The sequence below is a fragment of the Streptomyces galbus genome, from assembly GCF_005280195.1.
Classification (GTDB): Bacteria; Actinomycetota; Actinomycetes; order Streptomycetales; family Streptomycetaceae; genus Streptomyces; species Streptomyces galbus.
In genome coordinates this window covers 1-15,620 of record NZ_SZPR01000024.1, presented here as the reverse complement: position 1 = coordinate 15,620, position 15,620 = coordinate 1, and the positions used below count along the sequence as shown (strand labels likewise).

Annotated in this window: 9 protein-coding genes and 2 pseudogenes; 3 read left to right on the top strand and 8 right to left on the bottom strand. The window is 72.7% G+C overall.

The window, feature by feature from the left end:
• Positions 1–272 (top strand): annotated as a pseudogene (locus tag E4U92_RS27970) (hypothetical protein); the annotation flags it as partial.
• A gap of 420 nt (positions 273–692) precedes the next feature.
• On the opposite strand, the gene E4U92_RS27965 reads toward E4U92_RS27970, so the two are convergent.
• The 5 genes from E4U92_RS27965 to E4U92_RS27940 all read right to left on the bottom strand — a co-directional run bounded on the left by E4U92_RS27965 (position 693) and on the right by E4U92_RS27940 (position 8,063).
• A complete protein-coding gene (locus tag E4U92_RS27965; protein ID WP_137303209.1) occupies positions 693–1,514 on the bottom strand; it encodes an AfsR/SARP family transcriptional regulator in 822 nt (273 codons plus the stop codon).
• Between the two features lie 601 nt (positions 1,515–2,115).
• On the bottom strand, positions 2,116–2,961 hold the full coding sequence (locus E4U92_RS27960; protein WP_137303208.1) for an AfsR/SARP family transcriptional regulator: 846 nt from the start codon (positions 2,959–2,961) through the stop codon (positions 2,116–2,118).
• 462 nt (positions 2,962–3,423) lie between these two features.
• Positions 3,424–4,077: a ScbR family autoregulator-binding transcription factor gene (locus tag E4U92_RS27955; protein ID WP_137303207.1), complete on the bottom strand. Its 654-nt coding sequence runs from the start codon at positions 4,075–4,077 to the stop codon at positions 3,424–3,426.
• 368 nt (positions 4,078–4,445) lie between these two features.
• Entirely contained in the window at positions 4,446–6,032 is a 1,587-nt protein-coding gene (locus tag E4U92_RS27950; RefSeq protein WP_137303206.1) for an acyl-CoA carboxylase subunit beta, read from the bottom strand.
• Positions 6,033–7,841: 1,809 nt separating this feature from the next.
• On the bottom strand, positions 7,842–8,063 hold the full coding sequence (locus E4U92_RS27940) for an acyl-CoA carboxylase subunit epsilon (RefSeq protein ID WP_137303204.1): 222 nt from the start codon (positions 8,061–8,063) through the stop codon (positions 7,842–7,844).
• Between the two features lie 937 nt (positions 8,064–9,000).
• Here E4U92_RS27940 and E4U92_RS27935 point away from each other — a divergent pair.
• Both E4U92_RS27935 and E4U92_RS36835 read left to right on the top strand, forming a co-directional pair.
• A complete protein-coding gene (locus E4U92_RS27935) occupies positions 9,001–9,990 on the top strand; it encodes a ScbA/BarX family gamma-butyrolactone biosynthesis protein (RefSeq protein WP_137303203.1) in 990 nt (329 codons plus the stop codon).
• Positions 9,991–10,765: 775 nt separating this feature from the next.
• Positions 10,766–11,242, top strand: coding sequence for a hypothetical protein (locus tag E4U92_RS36835; protein WP_229863299.1), 477 nt, complete (start codon positions 10,766–10,768; stop codon positions 11,240–11,242).
• Between the two features lie 22 nt (positions 11,243–11,264).
• On the opposite strand, the pseudogene istB reads toward E4U92_RS36835, so the two are convergent.
• The 3 genes and pseudogenes from istB to E4U92_RS27915 all read right to left on the bottom strand — a co-directional run bounded on the left by istB (position 11,265) and on the right by E4U92_RS27915 (position 15,180).
• A pseudogene (istB, locus tag E4U92_RS37175) lies at positions 11,265–12,038 on the bottom strand (IS21-like element helper ATPase IstB).
• A 291-nt stretch (positions 12,039–12,329) separates the two neighbouring features.
• Positions 12,330–12,467, bottom strand: coding sequence for a Mu transposase domain-containing protein (locus tag E4U92_RS37270; RefSeq protein ID WP_422070807.1), 138 nt, complete (start codon positions 12,465–12,467; stop codon positions 12,330–12,332).
• 2,065 nt (positions 12,468–14,532) lie between these two features.
• Positions 14,533–15,180: a ScbR family autoregulator-binding transcription factor gene (locus E4U92_RS27915; RefSeq protein WP_137303202.1), complete on the bottom strand. Its 648-nt coding sequence runs from the start codon at positions 15,178–15,180 to the stop codon at positions 14,533–14,535.
• Positions 15,181–15,620 lie beyond the last annotated feature (440 nt).

Below are 15,620 nucleotides of genomic sequence, written 5' to 3'. Positions count from 1 at the left end.
GCATCAACAACGAACGCGTCGACGAGGCACTGTCGCTCAACCCCGACATCGTCTCCACCGCCTGCCCGTTCTGCCTGGTCATGCTCACCGACTCCGTCAACGGCAAGAAGAACGAGGGCAAGGCCAAGGAGACCGTCCAGGTCCTCGACGTCGCCCAGCTCCTGCTCGACTCCGTCAAGACCCCCGCCGACCCGCAGGACGGTGAGGGGCCCGAGGGACCGGGGGATGCGCCGAAGCCGCAGGACGAGGCACACCCGCAGACGCAGACGTAGGCACAGGCACAGACGCAGGCGCAGGCGCAGGCGCAGGCGCAGGCGGCGGAATAACTCCCCCCTTCGGCTTACGTCTTCGGCCCCGGGCCGGCACCCGTCCCGGGGCCCGTCCGGGGCCGCTTACCGCTCCCCCGCCGGAGGCTGTGGCCGGCCCGGCCCGGATTTCCGTTTGCGTTCCCGGCCGGGTCCGGCCGGGTCCGGCCGAAAGGCACGCAACGCCTTCTCCCGCAATCCCGCAACCCGTCCCGGCAGAAGCGGAAAAAAAGGGGGGCTGGGCTGCTCCTTCGGGAATGGCGCCGGGTGCGGGCGGGCGATTGGTGTCGTTAATGCCGCGTGCACGGCACCCGGTCCCGGGTGCCGTGCACGGTGGTGGCGGATATGTGACGTCTCAGTCCGATGCGGCCCCCGCTCCGGTCGGCCTCAGGCGGCGTAGAGGTCGAAGGTCGAGGTGCGCCGGGCGCCGGCGACGACGTCGAGCTGCGGGTCGACGGACAGCATGGCGTGATGCAGACGCTGCAGCTGCGGCGAGGGCTCCACGCCCAGTTCCTCGATCAGGCGGATGCGCAGCTTGCGGTAGACGGCCAGGGCGGATGCCTGCCGCCCCGAGCGGTACAGCGCCACCATGGCCTGGGAGTGCAGCCCTTCGTGGTGGGGGTAGCGGGCGGTCAGCTCGGCGAGCTCGGCGATGAGCTCGGAGTGGCGCCCCAGGCGCAGGTCGGCGTCGATGCGCCGCTCCACGGTGCCCAGCCGGCTCTCCTCCAGGCGCATGACCTCGATGGACAGCACCGGGCCGACGCGCACGTCGACCAGCGCGGGGCCGCGCCACAGCTCGAGCGCCCTGCGGAAGCGGTCGGCGGAGGCCTCGTCGTCGCCGGCTTCGAAGGCGGAACGGCCCTCGGTGACCAGGCGTTCGTACTCGTGCACGTCGACGCACTCGGGCGGTATCTGCAGCAGGTATCCGCCGTGCCGGGTGGCGAGCACCTCCTTGGCGCGGCCGGGGGCGTCGGGTCCCATGGCGGTGCCCAGGTGCCGGCGCAGCTGCAGGATGTAGGTCTGCAGGGTGGTGAGCGCGCTCTGCGGCGGCTCGGTTCCCCAGATCTCCTCCATGAGCGTGGGAACCGGCATCACCCGTCCGGGGTAGAGGGCGAGCAGGGAGAGAATCTGCCGCGGCTTGCCGGCCGTGGGGACCAGCGATCCCCCGTTGACCTCGGCGCTCAAGGGACCCAGAACCTGAATCTTCACTGCTTTCCTCCGTACTCGTCGGGGTTCCTCTCGTGGCTGAATTCCGTCGCCGGGAGCACACTAGCGGCAATCACGCGGCACCCCGTTTTTCTCGACCGGGGCTCGAGGACGTTTCGACTGCCCGCCCGGGAGACACTGAATGATCGACTCGAGAACGGGCGAATAGCGGCTCGACCGTGCCGGCCGGGAATTGTTTTTGCACAGGGATTGGGCGGTGCGCGGAAATACAGGCGGACACGGAATACGGAATGCGTGATTTCGCATCCGTGCCGGGCCGGTGCGGGCGCGGGTGCCGGTGCGGGTGCGGTGCCGTGGGAGGGGTTTTCTGGGGGTCGGCCGCCGGGCCGGGGGTGCTGGCGGGTGCCGGCGGGGCGGGGCCGGGGTGCGGGGGGGATGCGGCGGCGGCCCGGTGCCCGCGGGTGGGGGCACCGGGCCGCCGGCCGGCCTGGCAGGGGCGCGCCCCGGTAGGGGGCGCCGCCGCGTGGGGGGCGCTCGACGGCCGGAGAGCGAGGGCAGGCCGTGGAGGACGGGGGTGGGTCTTTTGCCATGCCGGCCCGAGGCGGCCCGAGGCGGCCGGGGCCGGCCGGGGGGTGAGCGGGGGTCAGGTCGCGGGGACGAGGCGGCGGCCGGCGGCGCCGGGCGCCAGGGCGGTCGTCTCGGGGTGGGCCATGAGGATGGAGCGCTGCAGGCGCTGCAGTTCCACGGAGGGCTCAAGTCCCAGGTCGCGTACCAGGGTTGCGCGCAGCCGCTGGTAGACCTCCAGTGCCTCGCCGCGGCGTCCCGAGCGGTACAGGGCGAGCATGAACTGCCCGTGCAGGCTCTCGTGGGTGCGGTAGCGGTTGACCAGGACGGTCAGTTCGGCGAGCAGTTCGCGGTGGCGTCCGAGCTTGAGGTCGGCCTCGATGCGCTGGTCCAGCGCGCACAGCCGGTTCTCCTCCAGGCGGCGGATCTCCATCTCCAGCTGCGCGCCGGCCTGGACGTCGGCCAGGGCGGTGCCGGTCCACAGGCCCAGGGCCTCGCGCAGCTGGCGGGCGGCGGCGGTGAAGTCGCCGGCGTCCATGGCCCGGTAGCCGGTGCCGGCCAGGCGCTCGAAGGTGCGCACGTCGCTGCTGCCGCCGCCGGCGGCGAGCAGGTAGCCGCTGGGCATGGTCACCAGGACGTCCTTGGCGCAGCGCCGGGCCGTCTCGGCGGCGTCCGGGTGGGGGGCGCCGGCCTGCAGGGCGGCGGCGATCAGTTCGCGCAGCTGCAGGATGTAGGTCTGCAGGGTGGTGCGTGCGCTGCGCGGCGGGGCGGCGCCCCACAGCTCGTCGATCAGTGAGCTCACCGGCACCACCCGGTCGGCGTGCAGGGCCAGCAGGGCCAGCACCTGACGCGGCTTGGGAGCCGTCGGCGTGATGGAGATGCCTCTCTCCTGTACGGCCAGTGCGCCCAGTACCTCGATGTCCACGCGGTCCTCCCCTGTCTGATGCCCGAGTGTGGTCGCCGCGGCCGTCCCCTCGTGCCTGGACCGGCGACGCGACCAGACTAAAAACAGCACAGCGGGTACGTCAATACCAAACCGCCTGCCCTGTATTTTCCAAGGGGATCTCAGGTGGCAGATCGCCCTGACCTGCGGGTATGGATTTCTCTAGCGGGACTTGAGTCAGCCTGTGGGGCGACGCGAGGGATCTTCCAGCGGAAAACGGGGGTATGGTGATCGAACTCCGGTCTCTAAACCGACCTCCAGGTTTGGTACGGGGGTGGGGGTGACGGGGCTGGTGCTGGTGCTGGTGGGGCGGGGCGACGCGGGGCGGGGCTCCGGGTCGGGGCTCCGGGCCGGGTCGCGTACGGGTCCCGTACGGGGTGCGTACGGGGTGCGTACGGGGTGCGTACCGCCTGCGTACGAGGCGTGCCTGGCCCTTTTGCGGGGTCAGGGCTGGGGGCGGGAGTGCGGGGGGGCGGGGGCCGGCGGGTGGGGTCCGGTGCTGCGCAGGCGGGGCAGTTCCTGGCGGGCGGCCAGGCCCGGCAGGAGGGCGTTCCACAGGGCGGTCATGTGGGGCCGGCCGAGCCAGGCGGGGTCGTCGGCGCCGAGGACGGCGAAGCCCACGGTCGCGGCGACGAGCGTGCGGGCGGTGTCCGCCGCGCGGATGCCGCGGGCCAGTGCGCCGGTGCGTTCGGCCCGGTGCAGGGTGCCCTCGAGCCAGTGCTGCCAGTGGAGGTGGGGGCTGCCGTCGCGCGGGCGGGCGGGTTCGCAGGCGAGGGCGAAGGCGCCGCGCAGCACGACGTCGGCGGTCAGGGCCTCCATGAGTGTGTGGGTGGCGTCGATGACCCTCTGCAGCAGCGGGCCCGGGCGCGCCGGTGCGGTGGCGGTGATGCGGGCGAGCCGTTCGCATGCCTGGGCCTCGACGGCGTCGGCGAGGGCGTTCTTGCTGGCGAAGTGGAAGTGCAGTGCCCCGTTGCTGACGCCGGCCTGCCGGCTGATGGTGCTCAGCGACGCCGCGGCGAAGCCCTCCTCGGCGAACACCGCGGCCGCCGCCTCGATCAGCGCCTGCCGGGTACGGGCCGCCCGCTGCTGTTTGACCATGTGCCCTCTCCTGAACCGACACCTACACCCACCACTTGCCACCACGCCCCGCGCAGCCCGCCATCCACCGCCGGCTGCCGCCCGGCACCGCCGGCGCACCGCGCAGTGCCGCCGCGCACCGCGGGGGGTGCCGGCACCCGCACCCGGCCCTCCGGCCGCACTCGTGACAGTGCGCACCGCTGCGCCCGGCCGGCCCTGCGGGGGGGTGCGGGGTCCGGCCGGGCGCAGCGGCCCTGTCGCTGCTTGCTGCTTGCTGCTTGCTGCTTGCTGTTGCTGCTTGCTGTTGCTGCTTGCTGTTGCTGCTTGTTGCTGTGTTGCTGCTGCTTGCTGCCGCTGTCGCTGCCTGCCGCTGTGTTGCTGTGTTGCTGCTACTGCGGGGGGTTGCCGTGCTTGCGGGAGGGCAGGGCGGCGTGCTTGGTGCGCAGCATCGACAGTGACCTGATGAGCACTTCGCGGGTGGCGGCGGGGTCGATGACGTCGTCGACCAGGCCGCGCTCGGCCGCGTAGTAGGGATGCATCAGTTCGGACCTGTACTCCTTGACCAGCTCGGTGCGCATGGCCTCGGGGTCCTCGGCCTGGGCGATCTGCCGGCGGAAGATGACGTTGGCGGCGCCGTCGGCGCCCATCACGGCGATCTCGTTGGCCGGCCAGGCGTAGGTCAGGTCCGCGCCGATGGACTGGGAGTCCATCACGATGTAGGCGCCGCCGTAGGCCTTGCGGACCACCAGGGAGATGCGCGGGACGCTGGCGTTGCAGTAGGCGTAGAGCAGTTTGGCGCCGTGGCGGATGATCCCGCCGTGTTCCTGGTCCACGCCGGGCAGGAAGCCGGGCACGTCCAGCAGGGTGAGCAGGGGGATGCTGAAGGCGTCGCAGAACTGCACGAAGCGGGCGGCCTTCTCGCTGGCCTCGATGTCCAGGACGCCGGCGAGGGTCTGGGGCTGGTTGGCGATGATGCCCACGACGTGGCCGTCCAGGCGGGCGAGCGCGCAGATGACGTTGCGTGCCCAGTGCTCGTGGACCTCCATCATCTCGCCGTCGTCGACGATCTCCTCGATGACGCGGGCCATGTCGTAGGGGCGGTTGCCGTCGGCGGGGACGATGTCCAGCAGGGCCGGCGAGCGGCGCTCGGCCGGGTCGGTGCAGGCGGTGCGCGGCGGCTGCTGGCGGTTGTTGGAGGGCAGCAGGGACAGCAGGTAGCGCACCTCGGCCAGGCAGGTCTCCTCGTCGTCGTAGACGAAGTGGGCGACGCCGCTGGTCTGGGCGTGCACGTCCGCGCCGCCCAGGCCGTTGTGGGTGATCTCCTCGCCCGTGACCGCGCGCACCACGTCGGGGCCGGTGATGAACATCTGCGAGGTGTCGCGGACCATGAACACGAAGTCGGTCAGGGCCGGGCTGTAGGCGGCGCCGCCGGCGCAGGGGCCCAGGATGACGGAGATCTGCGGGATCACCCCGGAGGCCTGGGTGTTGCGGCGGAAGATGCCGCCGTAGCCGGCCAGTGCCGTGACGCCTTCCTGGATGCGGGCGCCGGCGCCGTCGTTGAGGGAGACCAGCGGGCAGCCGGCCGCGATGGCCATGTCCATGATCTTGTGGATCTTCTGGGCGTGGGCCTCGCCCAGCGCGCCGCCGAAGATGCGGAAGTCGTGGGCGTAGACGAACACGGTGCGTCCCTCGACCGTGCCCCAGCCGGTGACCACACCGTCGGTGTAGGGGCGTTTGGCCTCCATCCCGAAGCCGCTGGCCCGGTGGCGGCGCAACGGCTCCACCTCCTGGAAGGAGCCTGGATCCAGCAGCAGTTCGATCCGTTCGCGGGCGGTGAGCTTGCCGCGCGCGTGCTGCGCCTCGGTCGCCTTCTGGCCCGGACCGGCCAGCGCCTGCTCGCGGATCTGCTGCAGCTCCGCGACACGGCCGTGCAGGTCAGCCGGCTCCAAAGAAGCGAACGCCGTCGTCGTCGTCATCGCTGGCCCCTTCCTGGGCAGGTCCACACACATCCCGCCCCGCATCCACACCGAACATGGTCAAAACGCCTGATCACTTGCCTGTACGCGCTGCGCCGGCCCGCCGGGGCGGACACCGCCACGCAGCGCCCGTTCACCGCGGCCCGGGCCGACCGCGGCCCGGACCCGGGCGGACCGCGGCCCGGGCGGACCGCGGCCCGGGTGGACCGTGGCCCGGGTGGACCGCGGTCCGGGCGGACAGCCCCGGGGTGGGGCCGCCGGGCCGGCACCCGGTCGGGACCGCCTGCCGGGCCACCCCCTGACGGCCACCCTCCGGCGGGGAACCGCTTGCCGGGCCACCCGGCCCGCGGTTCCTCACCGGGCGGCACCCGGCCGGGAGTTCCCCAGCGGGCGGGACCCGGTGGGGGTTTCCCCTGCGGGCGGCCCGGTCGGGGGTCCCTCTCCGGGCGGAACCCCGTCAGGAGTCCTCCACCGGGCAGCCCCCGGCCAGGGGTTCCTCTTCGGGCAGCACCCGGCTGGGAACCGCCCGGGGGCGGTCACCCGGCCGGGAACCGCTCACGGCGCAGCGCCCGGTTGTGCACCTGCCCGTGGGCAGTGCACCTGCCCGTGGGCAGTGCCCCGGCCGGGAACCCGCCCCGGGCAGCCGCCTGACGGGACCGCCCCGGGGCAGCACCCGGTCGTAGGCCGCCCGCGAGAGCCACCCGGTCGGCAACCGGCCAACCGGGCGGGTGTCCGGTCGCGGCCCGCCCGTGGGCAGTGGCCCGGCCGGGAACCGCCCGTGGGCAGCCGCCTGGCAGCACCCGGCCTGAACCCGCCAGCCAGACGCCATCCGGCCGGGAGCCGCCCGGAGCGCCACCCGGTCGAGAACCGCCCACCGAGCGGCACCCGGTCGCAGCCCGCCCGTGGACAGTGCCCCGGCCGGGAACCGCCCGTGGGCAGCCGCATGGCAGCACCCGGCCTGAACCCGCCAGCCAGACGCCATCCGGTCGGAACCGCTCACCGGGCAGCCCGCCCGGTGGGCGGCTCGGAGACGGCCGCCCGGCCGGCAACCGCCCGCGGGCCACCGCCTGCGGGCCACCGCCTGCGGGAGACCGTTGACGGACCCGCCCGGCCGGTAACCACCCTCAGGCAGCACCCGGTTGGTGTGCCCGTCCGCAGCAGCGGCCGGTCGAGGCCGGCCTGCGGGCAGTACCGCGCCGGGGAACACCGCCTGCGGATGCCGCCCCGGCCGGGGGCGTTACCAAGGCAGCGCCCGCGGCCGGCGATGGCCCGCGAACAGCACCCTGTCGGGGAGCGTCCGCGCGCAGCGCCTGGGTCGGGAACCGCCCGGGGGCGGCACCTGGTCGGGGACCGCCCGCGGACACGATCCGTCCGGCAACAACCCACGGGCGGAGCCCAGTTGGGGACCGGCCGCGTGCAGCACCCGGTGGGGTACGGCCTGCGGACGGCGTCCCGGCTCAGGGAGCGGGTCCGAGGGCGGTGCTCCGGTGCCGGCCACCGGCCTGAGGGCAGGGTCCCCGGTGGCGGGCCGCGGACACCTGCCCGAGCAGGGAACCCCCCACGGGTGACGCCCGGTTGAGGGCATCCTCGGGGCACCGTCCCGCCGGCGGCTGCCGGGGGCGGCGTTGCGGCCGCCGGGTCAGCCCGCGGGCCCGGCCGGGGCCCGCTCGCGGGCAGCGCCCCGGTGCAGGGGCCCGGCCCGGGGGCAGCGCCCCTGGTGGCGGGGTGACCCGCGGGCGGCGTCCCGGCCTGCACCCGTCCGCCGGCGGCGTCCGGTCCGGCAGGACACCACCGGAGCAGGCGGCGGGTTCACCGCCAGCTGCCGGGCGCGGTGAAGTCCTGCACCGGTGCCCACCACGCCCGCTCCGGCGCCGGGGGGCCCTCAGGTGCCCCGCCCGGCAGTCCGTCCTGCGGCTCGCCGTGCGCCTGGCCCTGGGCCCGCAGGGCGAGCAGCACCGCCGTCACAGCGGCCAGTTCCTCCGCGCCGGCCCGGCCGCGTTCCACCCGCAGCACGGTGTGCGCACCCTCCATCGCGTCCCTCCCGTCCATCACGCCCGGCCCCGGCCCACACGGCCCGCGGCCCGGTCCTCCCGCACAGTCAGCGCAGGCCCGGGCCCTCACACACCGCCGGCCCGGAACCCGGTCCCTGACGGAGCCGGCCCCGGTCTTTCTGCGCTGTCCCGGTCCGGCCATCGTGAGCCGCACGCCTTGAGAGGCGATGAGGACTGACTCGAGGATCACCAGCGGCCGCTTGCACACAAACCGCCCCGCCCCCCCCTCCCCCACCCCGCCCACCACGCCGACCAACCCCGCACACAAGCACCCCGGACGCACCGCGCACGACCACCACCACGACCAGCCGACCAGCCCGGCCACCACCGGCTACCGGCCACCAGCCATCGGGCCACCGATCACCGGGCCACCGGCCACCCGGCCACCCGGCCACCCGGCCACCCGGCCACCCGGCCACCGGGCCACCGGGCCACCGGCAGCAGGCCCCGCCGGCCGCGGCCGGCGCCGCACCCCACGGCCAGGAACAGGCAGCGCTGGCGGGTCGAGGCCGCCTGACGTCGCCCGCACCCCCGGCGGACGCCCACGCGCCCGCGCACAGGCCCCGGATGCCGGTAAACCCACAACCGGAAGCAGCCGTTCCCCCGCCCGCCCCCGCAGATACCGGCACGACCCCGCCGGCCGGCAGGAGCGCCGGACACCGGCCCGCTCCCCGGCACGCGAAACCGCACCCAACGGCGGTTTCGCACGTCCCCGCAGGTCCGGCGGGGCGGGACGGGCGACGGGAGCGGGCGACGGCCGGGAGCGGGACTGCGCCGGGACGCGAGGTGGAATCGATCAGTCCACAAGTCGTGCAGGCGGAGGGTCTCGTTCCCCTAGAAACTAAACCGGGTGGTATGTATCTTCCCTGGCGAGGAAAACCCTCACTTCCAGTCAATGTCAGCTGAGGGGGACAGACATGTCTGCGAGCACGTTCCAGATCGAACGCGCGCTGGACGCCACCGGCCACACCGGCCGCACCGCGTACGGCGCCACGGCAGCGGCAGCCACCGCAGTACTGCACCAGCCGTCCCTGACCACCACCGTTCCCAAGGAATACGTCCACCGCGCCAGCGTCGCCGAGGTGATGCTGACCGGCTGGCGGCGCCTTGACGCAACCCGCTTCACGGTCAGCGCCCAGTGGCCGCGCCTGCACGGGTTCTTCGCCACCGTCGAGGGCCACCACGACCCGCTCCTGGTCGCCGAAACGATCCGCCAGGCCGGACTGCTGCTCGCCCACACCGAGTTCGCCGTCCCCCTCGGCCACCAGTTCCTGATGTGGGACCTCAGCGTCGACACCAGACCCGAGCACCTGCTGATCGCCGGCACCCCCGCGGCCCCCGAGATCGAGGTCACCTGCAGCGACATCAAACGCCGCGGAACCAGCATCTCCGGCCTGCACCTGGACGTGGTCATCCGCCGCGACGGCCACATCGCCGCCACCGGCGCCGCCACCTTCAACTGCACCTCACCGGCCGTCTACCGGCGTCTGCGCGCCGCCCGCATCGGCCAGGCCGCACCCGCCCCCCTGCCGCTGACCAGCCCCCTGGCCCCCCAGGACGTCGGCCGTCTGTCCCCCACCGACGTCGTGCTCTCCCCCACCACCGAACCCGACCACTGGCAACTGCGGGCCGACACCCGCCACCCCGTCCTCTTCGACCACCCCGTCGACCACATCCCCGGCATGGTCCTGCTCGAAGCCGCCCGCCAGGCCACCACCGCCCACCTCGGCCGCCCCTGCCTGCCCGCCGGCATCACCAGCCACTTCACCCGCTACGCCGAACTCGACACCCCCTGCCTCATCACCGCCCGCACCCTCCCCCACCACCCCGCACACCCCCCACAGGTCCTCATCACCGGCCACCAGGACAACACCCAGGTCTTCACCACCACCATCACCACCACCTGACCCCACCCCCACTCCCAGACCACCGGGCGGCACCGGCCCGCCGGACCAGGCCACACCACCAGACCGGGCCCCCTGGGCGGACGACCCCGCCGGGCAGCACACCCCGCCGAAGGCCCCCCGCCCCGCACGGCCGGACGGGCCCCGGCACACCCCTGCGACCGGCGGCAGCACAGGAGACGGCGGCACCTCCACGACGGCGAAAGCCCGGCAACACCCGGCAAGCACCGCCAGGACACCCGAAAACCATCACCACCCCCGTCCCGGCCCCAGCGCAGCCAGGACCCGTACAGCCACGGCCGCCTCACAGTGCGGCCGGCCCGGCCCACAAGCCCGGTGACCGGATCCGGGCAAGCCGGAACAATCAACCGCCTTCCCCCGCACACGCCGCCCGGCCCACCAGGCCGGGCGGCACCACGTCCAGCACCCAAACGCCGACCACGCCGCGCAGGAACAGCCGCCCCCACCCGGCCAACCCCCACCACCTCCACGGTGGGCGAGCACCGCCACCACGGCCCGCGAACACGAGGCCACACAACGGCAGCAGACGACCGGCCCGCACCCCCCCAACAGCCCAACCCCTCGGGCGGCGGCGCACAGACCGTCGGCACACGACGGCCGGACCGGCTCCGACCACACCGACCGGCAGCACGCGGCAACAACGCCCGGCGAGCGGGCCGTCTGGCCGCAGTAACACAAGACGCCCCCCCCGCTACGGCCGCCTGCCGCCTGCCCACCGCTGCGGCACAGCCCGCCTGACCAGGCTGTCGGCGTACGTGTGAACGTGCTCGACGAAGTACGGATGCATGTGCCCAGCCAGATGTCCGTCTGTGGGCTCAGGCAAGTGGACGCGTGCGACGATCACGGTGTGGAGAATCCTGGTCCTTTGTTCCGCCGGCGCTTGTTGCTCGAGTCGCTGGCCGTGCTGGCCGCTGATGCCCCCTCCCAGGTTGCCTGGCTGGCCAAGCACGACGTGGTGACGGATGAGATGGCCCTGGACTTCGATCACGCTTTCGCCATGGCTGAAGCCCTGGTGGGTGAAGGGCAACTCGGTCGCCGTGTTCTGCCTGACCTGCGGGAGATCGACGCCGTTCTCAGTGCGATGAGCGGTGCGCAGAACGCTGGCCGATGGACGAGGGAGGCGTTGTCCGCAGATGAGGGGTGGAGCCAGGCCCGGCGGCTGGCCCGCCGGGTACTCATTGCCGAACTGGGTGAATGGCAGCAGCCGTTGCCCAAGATCTCGGTTGTCCGGTGACGGACGCCGCTGTTCTGTCCGATCAGGCCACTTGGGTGTCCCCTTCGACGGCCGCGAGCCGGTTCTTGAGCCGGTAGCCGGGGCCGTCGTAGCGAGATCACCTCGCAGTGGTGGAGAAGCCGGTCAAGGACGGACGGTGGCCGGCCCTCGTCGCCGAGAACCTGGCCCCATTCGCTGACGGTCCTGTTCGACGTGAGGATGATCGAGCCCTTCTCGTAGCGTGTGGAGACCCCCTGGAAGACGAGGGCGGCCTCTGCCCGTTGCAGAGGCTGGTAGCCGACCTCGTCCACCACGAGGACGCTGGAGCGCAGGCAGGTGCCCAGTTCGCCGGTCAGACGGCCTGCGGCTTCGGCGACGGCGAGGTCTGCGGACCATGTCGTCGAGGCCGGTGAAGCAGACCGAGCAACCGGCCCGGCAGGCCGCCAGGGCGAGGGCGACGCCGATGTGGGCCTTGCCGGCTCCCGGCGGCCCGAGCAGGGCAGCGTTGGCCGTGGCCTCGATGAAGCAGAGGGTGGCGAGGTCTTTGACTTCGCGCGGGCCGAGGCCGGACCGGAAGGAGAAGCCGTAGCCCTCCAGCGTCCTGAGGCGGGGGAGCTTCGACAGCCGCAGGCCCTGGCCGAAGCGGCGGTCGCAGCGGACAGCCAGTTCTTCGGACAGGACCAGGCCGAGGAAGCCGAGGCAGCCCATCGTGGCCTCGTCGCCCCCGCTGTGCGTACTGGTCCAGGACCTCGGCCAGGTGGGGCAGGCTGAGCTTCGCGGCCGTGGTGCGGACACGGTTCCCGGTCAGCTCGCTCACGACGATTCCTTCGTGGCCCGGTTGGTGAAGGGGCAGGTGCCGGTCAGTTCGTCGTAGACCGACAGCGGACGGCGGCCGGCCTCGATGCCGGCGGCCGCGGCCCGGGCCAGCAAGGCCTGCAGTGGGCCAGCCTCTTCGCCCAGGGGCACTTCACGGCAGGCACGGGGCACGACGTCGCCGGTGGTGACACGGCAGTTCGTGCCATCTGGCAGGCCGTCCCAGTGCCCTTAGCCGACCACGCGGACCCCTTCGCCGACCGCGCGCGGGTGAGCGGCCAGCAAAGTCGAGCCGTCATCGGCGGCGATGGCCTGCATGCAGCACCACCTGCGACTTCGCCGCCCGGACCTCGACCAGCCGACGGGAAGGGACCTTTCGGGCCGGCACCGAGCAGAGGTTTCCGGCGAAGGCGACCAGGCAATCCTTGCCCACTGGCCGCAAGTGCCGCCGGGCGACGACACAGGACGTTCGGGGCAGCGGCCGCAAGGCGATGCGACGGCCCGCAGGCCGATGACCTCGCCGTGGGTGCGGGCCCGCCGCGAAGGTACGAGACACCCCCTAGGCCATGAACGCAGAGTCCATCTCCCCGACGCAGGGCAAAGACCCGGCCGGCCAGGACGTGGTCCCGGACGATGTCGACCTGCCGCTCGACCCGGCCTTCGCCGGTAGGCCGCCAGGACGTCGATGCCGACGTCGTAGTGCCCGGCGAACACGACCGCTTGCGAACTTGCAGCGCAACGGCCTCGCCGGGGGCGACATGCCGACGGACCACCGTCTTGGTGCGGTCACAGACGATCGACATCGCCACCCCGCCGAAGCGGGCGAACGCCCGGCGGTGGCAGTCGAAGAAGGCCGCCATGTCCTGGCTGGTGATGAAGCAGCAGAACGGGCCGCACGAGCAGGACAAGACCCTGTGGAACGAGCAGACCTCCAAAATCCCGACACGGGCGAGGAACTTGCCCTCATCCCCCAGTCCACTTGCGCCTGAGCACCCGCAACGACCTCGAACCGGCGGTGCAGACCCACAAGTTCACCGGGAGCGACACCCAGTTCCTCCGCGATTCCGGGCCGGGCTTCCTGCAGATGGAGCTTCACCCGCTGGTAGTGGCCGGTCAATCCGTACTCCTCGACCAGCCGCTCGCGGATGACCACACCCGTGACCAGATTCCCGCCCGAAGCACCGCATCGATCAGCGGGCCAACCTCATCGACCACCCGCGCGGGGCCGACCACTGCTCGCCCGCCGCGGCGGCGCCACGGGTGCCTGGGCCGACAGCTACTTCGAAACCGCCCGACGGTTCAGCCCGGTCTCCTACGCGATCTCCGACAGGCTGACCGCACCGCACTCACACAGATCGCGAAACCAGCGAAGTACCAACCACCGATGAGGGCCCACAACCATGACCAGCCGCCCTCCGCCGCCCCCACAGATCAAGCAGCACACCGCCCACCAGCGGCGTCCCGCACCTCACAAACCGAGCACGTCCATCCGTACACGACCGGGCACGATCACGTGTACGCCGACACAGGCCGCCACCCGGGACACACACCTCAATACCAGATCACCACACCACCTGCCCGGCCCCTATCGACAGCCGCGCCGCTGACGACCGGCCGTCCCGCGCCCCCTGCCGGCACCCCCACCACATCGCCCACCGGCAGGCAGCCACCCGAGCAGGACTCCACCGCCGAACACCCGGGCAGCCAGCCCCCCGGCACAACCGCCCCCTCCCGACACCCCACGCCATCAGCAGACCACCTCACAGCTACCCCCCCGGCACGCCGCCTGCCTCCTCGCCGAGACATCCGAGCAACCGCCCGCGGCATCACATCGGCTGCCCGCCCAGGACCACACAACGACAGCCATGTCGAGCAGGACGGCCACGAGAAACCGCAGCGAGAAAAAGCACAGCCCGCCAGACAGGAACAAGTGCGCCGCAATCTCCCCGAGGCGCCGCAACGGCGGCCACGGATGACCGACCTCGCCGAGCGGCCGAAGATCACCCGCAGCCGGCTCACCCACGCACCGCACGGCCGGGCCCCTGCTGCTGTGCGGGCCGGGCACAGCCCGCTTCAATGATCAGCCGACGTTGAGTTCCCACCGTGAACACCGGCCCCCTCCCCGACGGCATACCGACCCTGCCCCTGTGATGCGCGGAGCGGCATCGTCGGCACCGCGGGACAGGACCCGCGCACGAGTTTCTCGTTGTGCTCGTGCGCCGTCTTGCGGCTGCCCATTCCCTGGTCCGCAGCCGCGGCCCCAGAACCCGCTGCCAGCCGGGCAGCGGCAGACCGGGAAACACCGACCGCGCGCACGGTCACACAGCGCCCGTACTCAGCCGGACCCTTGCAGAGCACCCCGACCTCGACGGCCCGCCACCCCCGAACACCACCGACCGGACAACCAGCCCACCACCCCCGAACCCCCCGAGCTCACACCGCCCCGCACCCCCGACCCCCCCGGCTCACACCGCCCACCACCCCCAAAACTCCCCGGCTCACACCGCCGCGGGCACCCGCCCCTCCTGCTCAGCCACCAGACGCGCCCCCCGGTCCTCAGCCAGATCCAGCCGCAGCAGCACCGACGGCGAAGCGATCGACGGCAGCAGATTCTTCAGCAGCAGCGACACCCGGTACTCCACATCCCGCAGATCCGTCTCCAACTGCGCATACATCTGCACCCCGTTGAACGCCCCCACCACCATCTCCGCGATCTCCCGCGGCACCACATGCGACAACGTCTCACCCCGCCGCCCCGCCTCGGTCAGGATCTCCGTCAACAACCCCACCCACTGCGACCACGCACTGCCGTAATGATCACGCCCCACCGGATCCGCCGACAACCGCGCACCCGCCCGCAGGATCGGATCATGCCGCAACCGGTGCGCCACCGACATCGCCAGATCCACCACCTCCTGCAGCTTCACCTCCTGCTCCGGCGGCCGGTACGACGTCTGCTCCTCCAGCACCCCCTTCGCCAACGCCTCCTTGGAATCGAAATGGAAATACAACGCCCCCTTCGTCACCCCAGCGATCTTCAGGATGTCCGTGACCTTCGCCGCCACATACCCGTGCTCCGCGAAAACCCGGGCGGCCGCCTCCACCACAGCAAGACGGGTCCTGATCGCCCGCTCCTGTTGAGCCATGGCACCTCCACCAGCCAACCGCGCAGCACCCGCACGGCACCACCAGAAAAAAACCGACTAGGAGGTACCTTAAGCAGAAACCCAACCGATCACCAGAGCCCGGCACCCAACCCACACGGATTCCCCCCCAACCGCCATCACACACCCCCCGACCAACCACCCACCCCCACCCCCCAACCCCCCGAACCACCACCCGACCCGAGTACCCCACCCCCACACACCACACCCCACACACCACTGACCGCGCGCTCCGTGTCCTTGCGGCCGCGTGCCCTGTCCTTGCGGCCGGTCGGCCCTGTGACCCATGTGCCTTGTGCAGGCACCGCCCCAAAGACCCCGCCCGCCGGATGCCTCAAAGGGAAGAGCCATCGTGAGCAGACCGCGGGAAGCACCTGCCAGCCGCCGCGCCGCCGACGGCCAAGCCGCCGGCCGCACCCGGC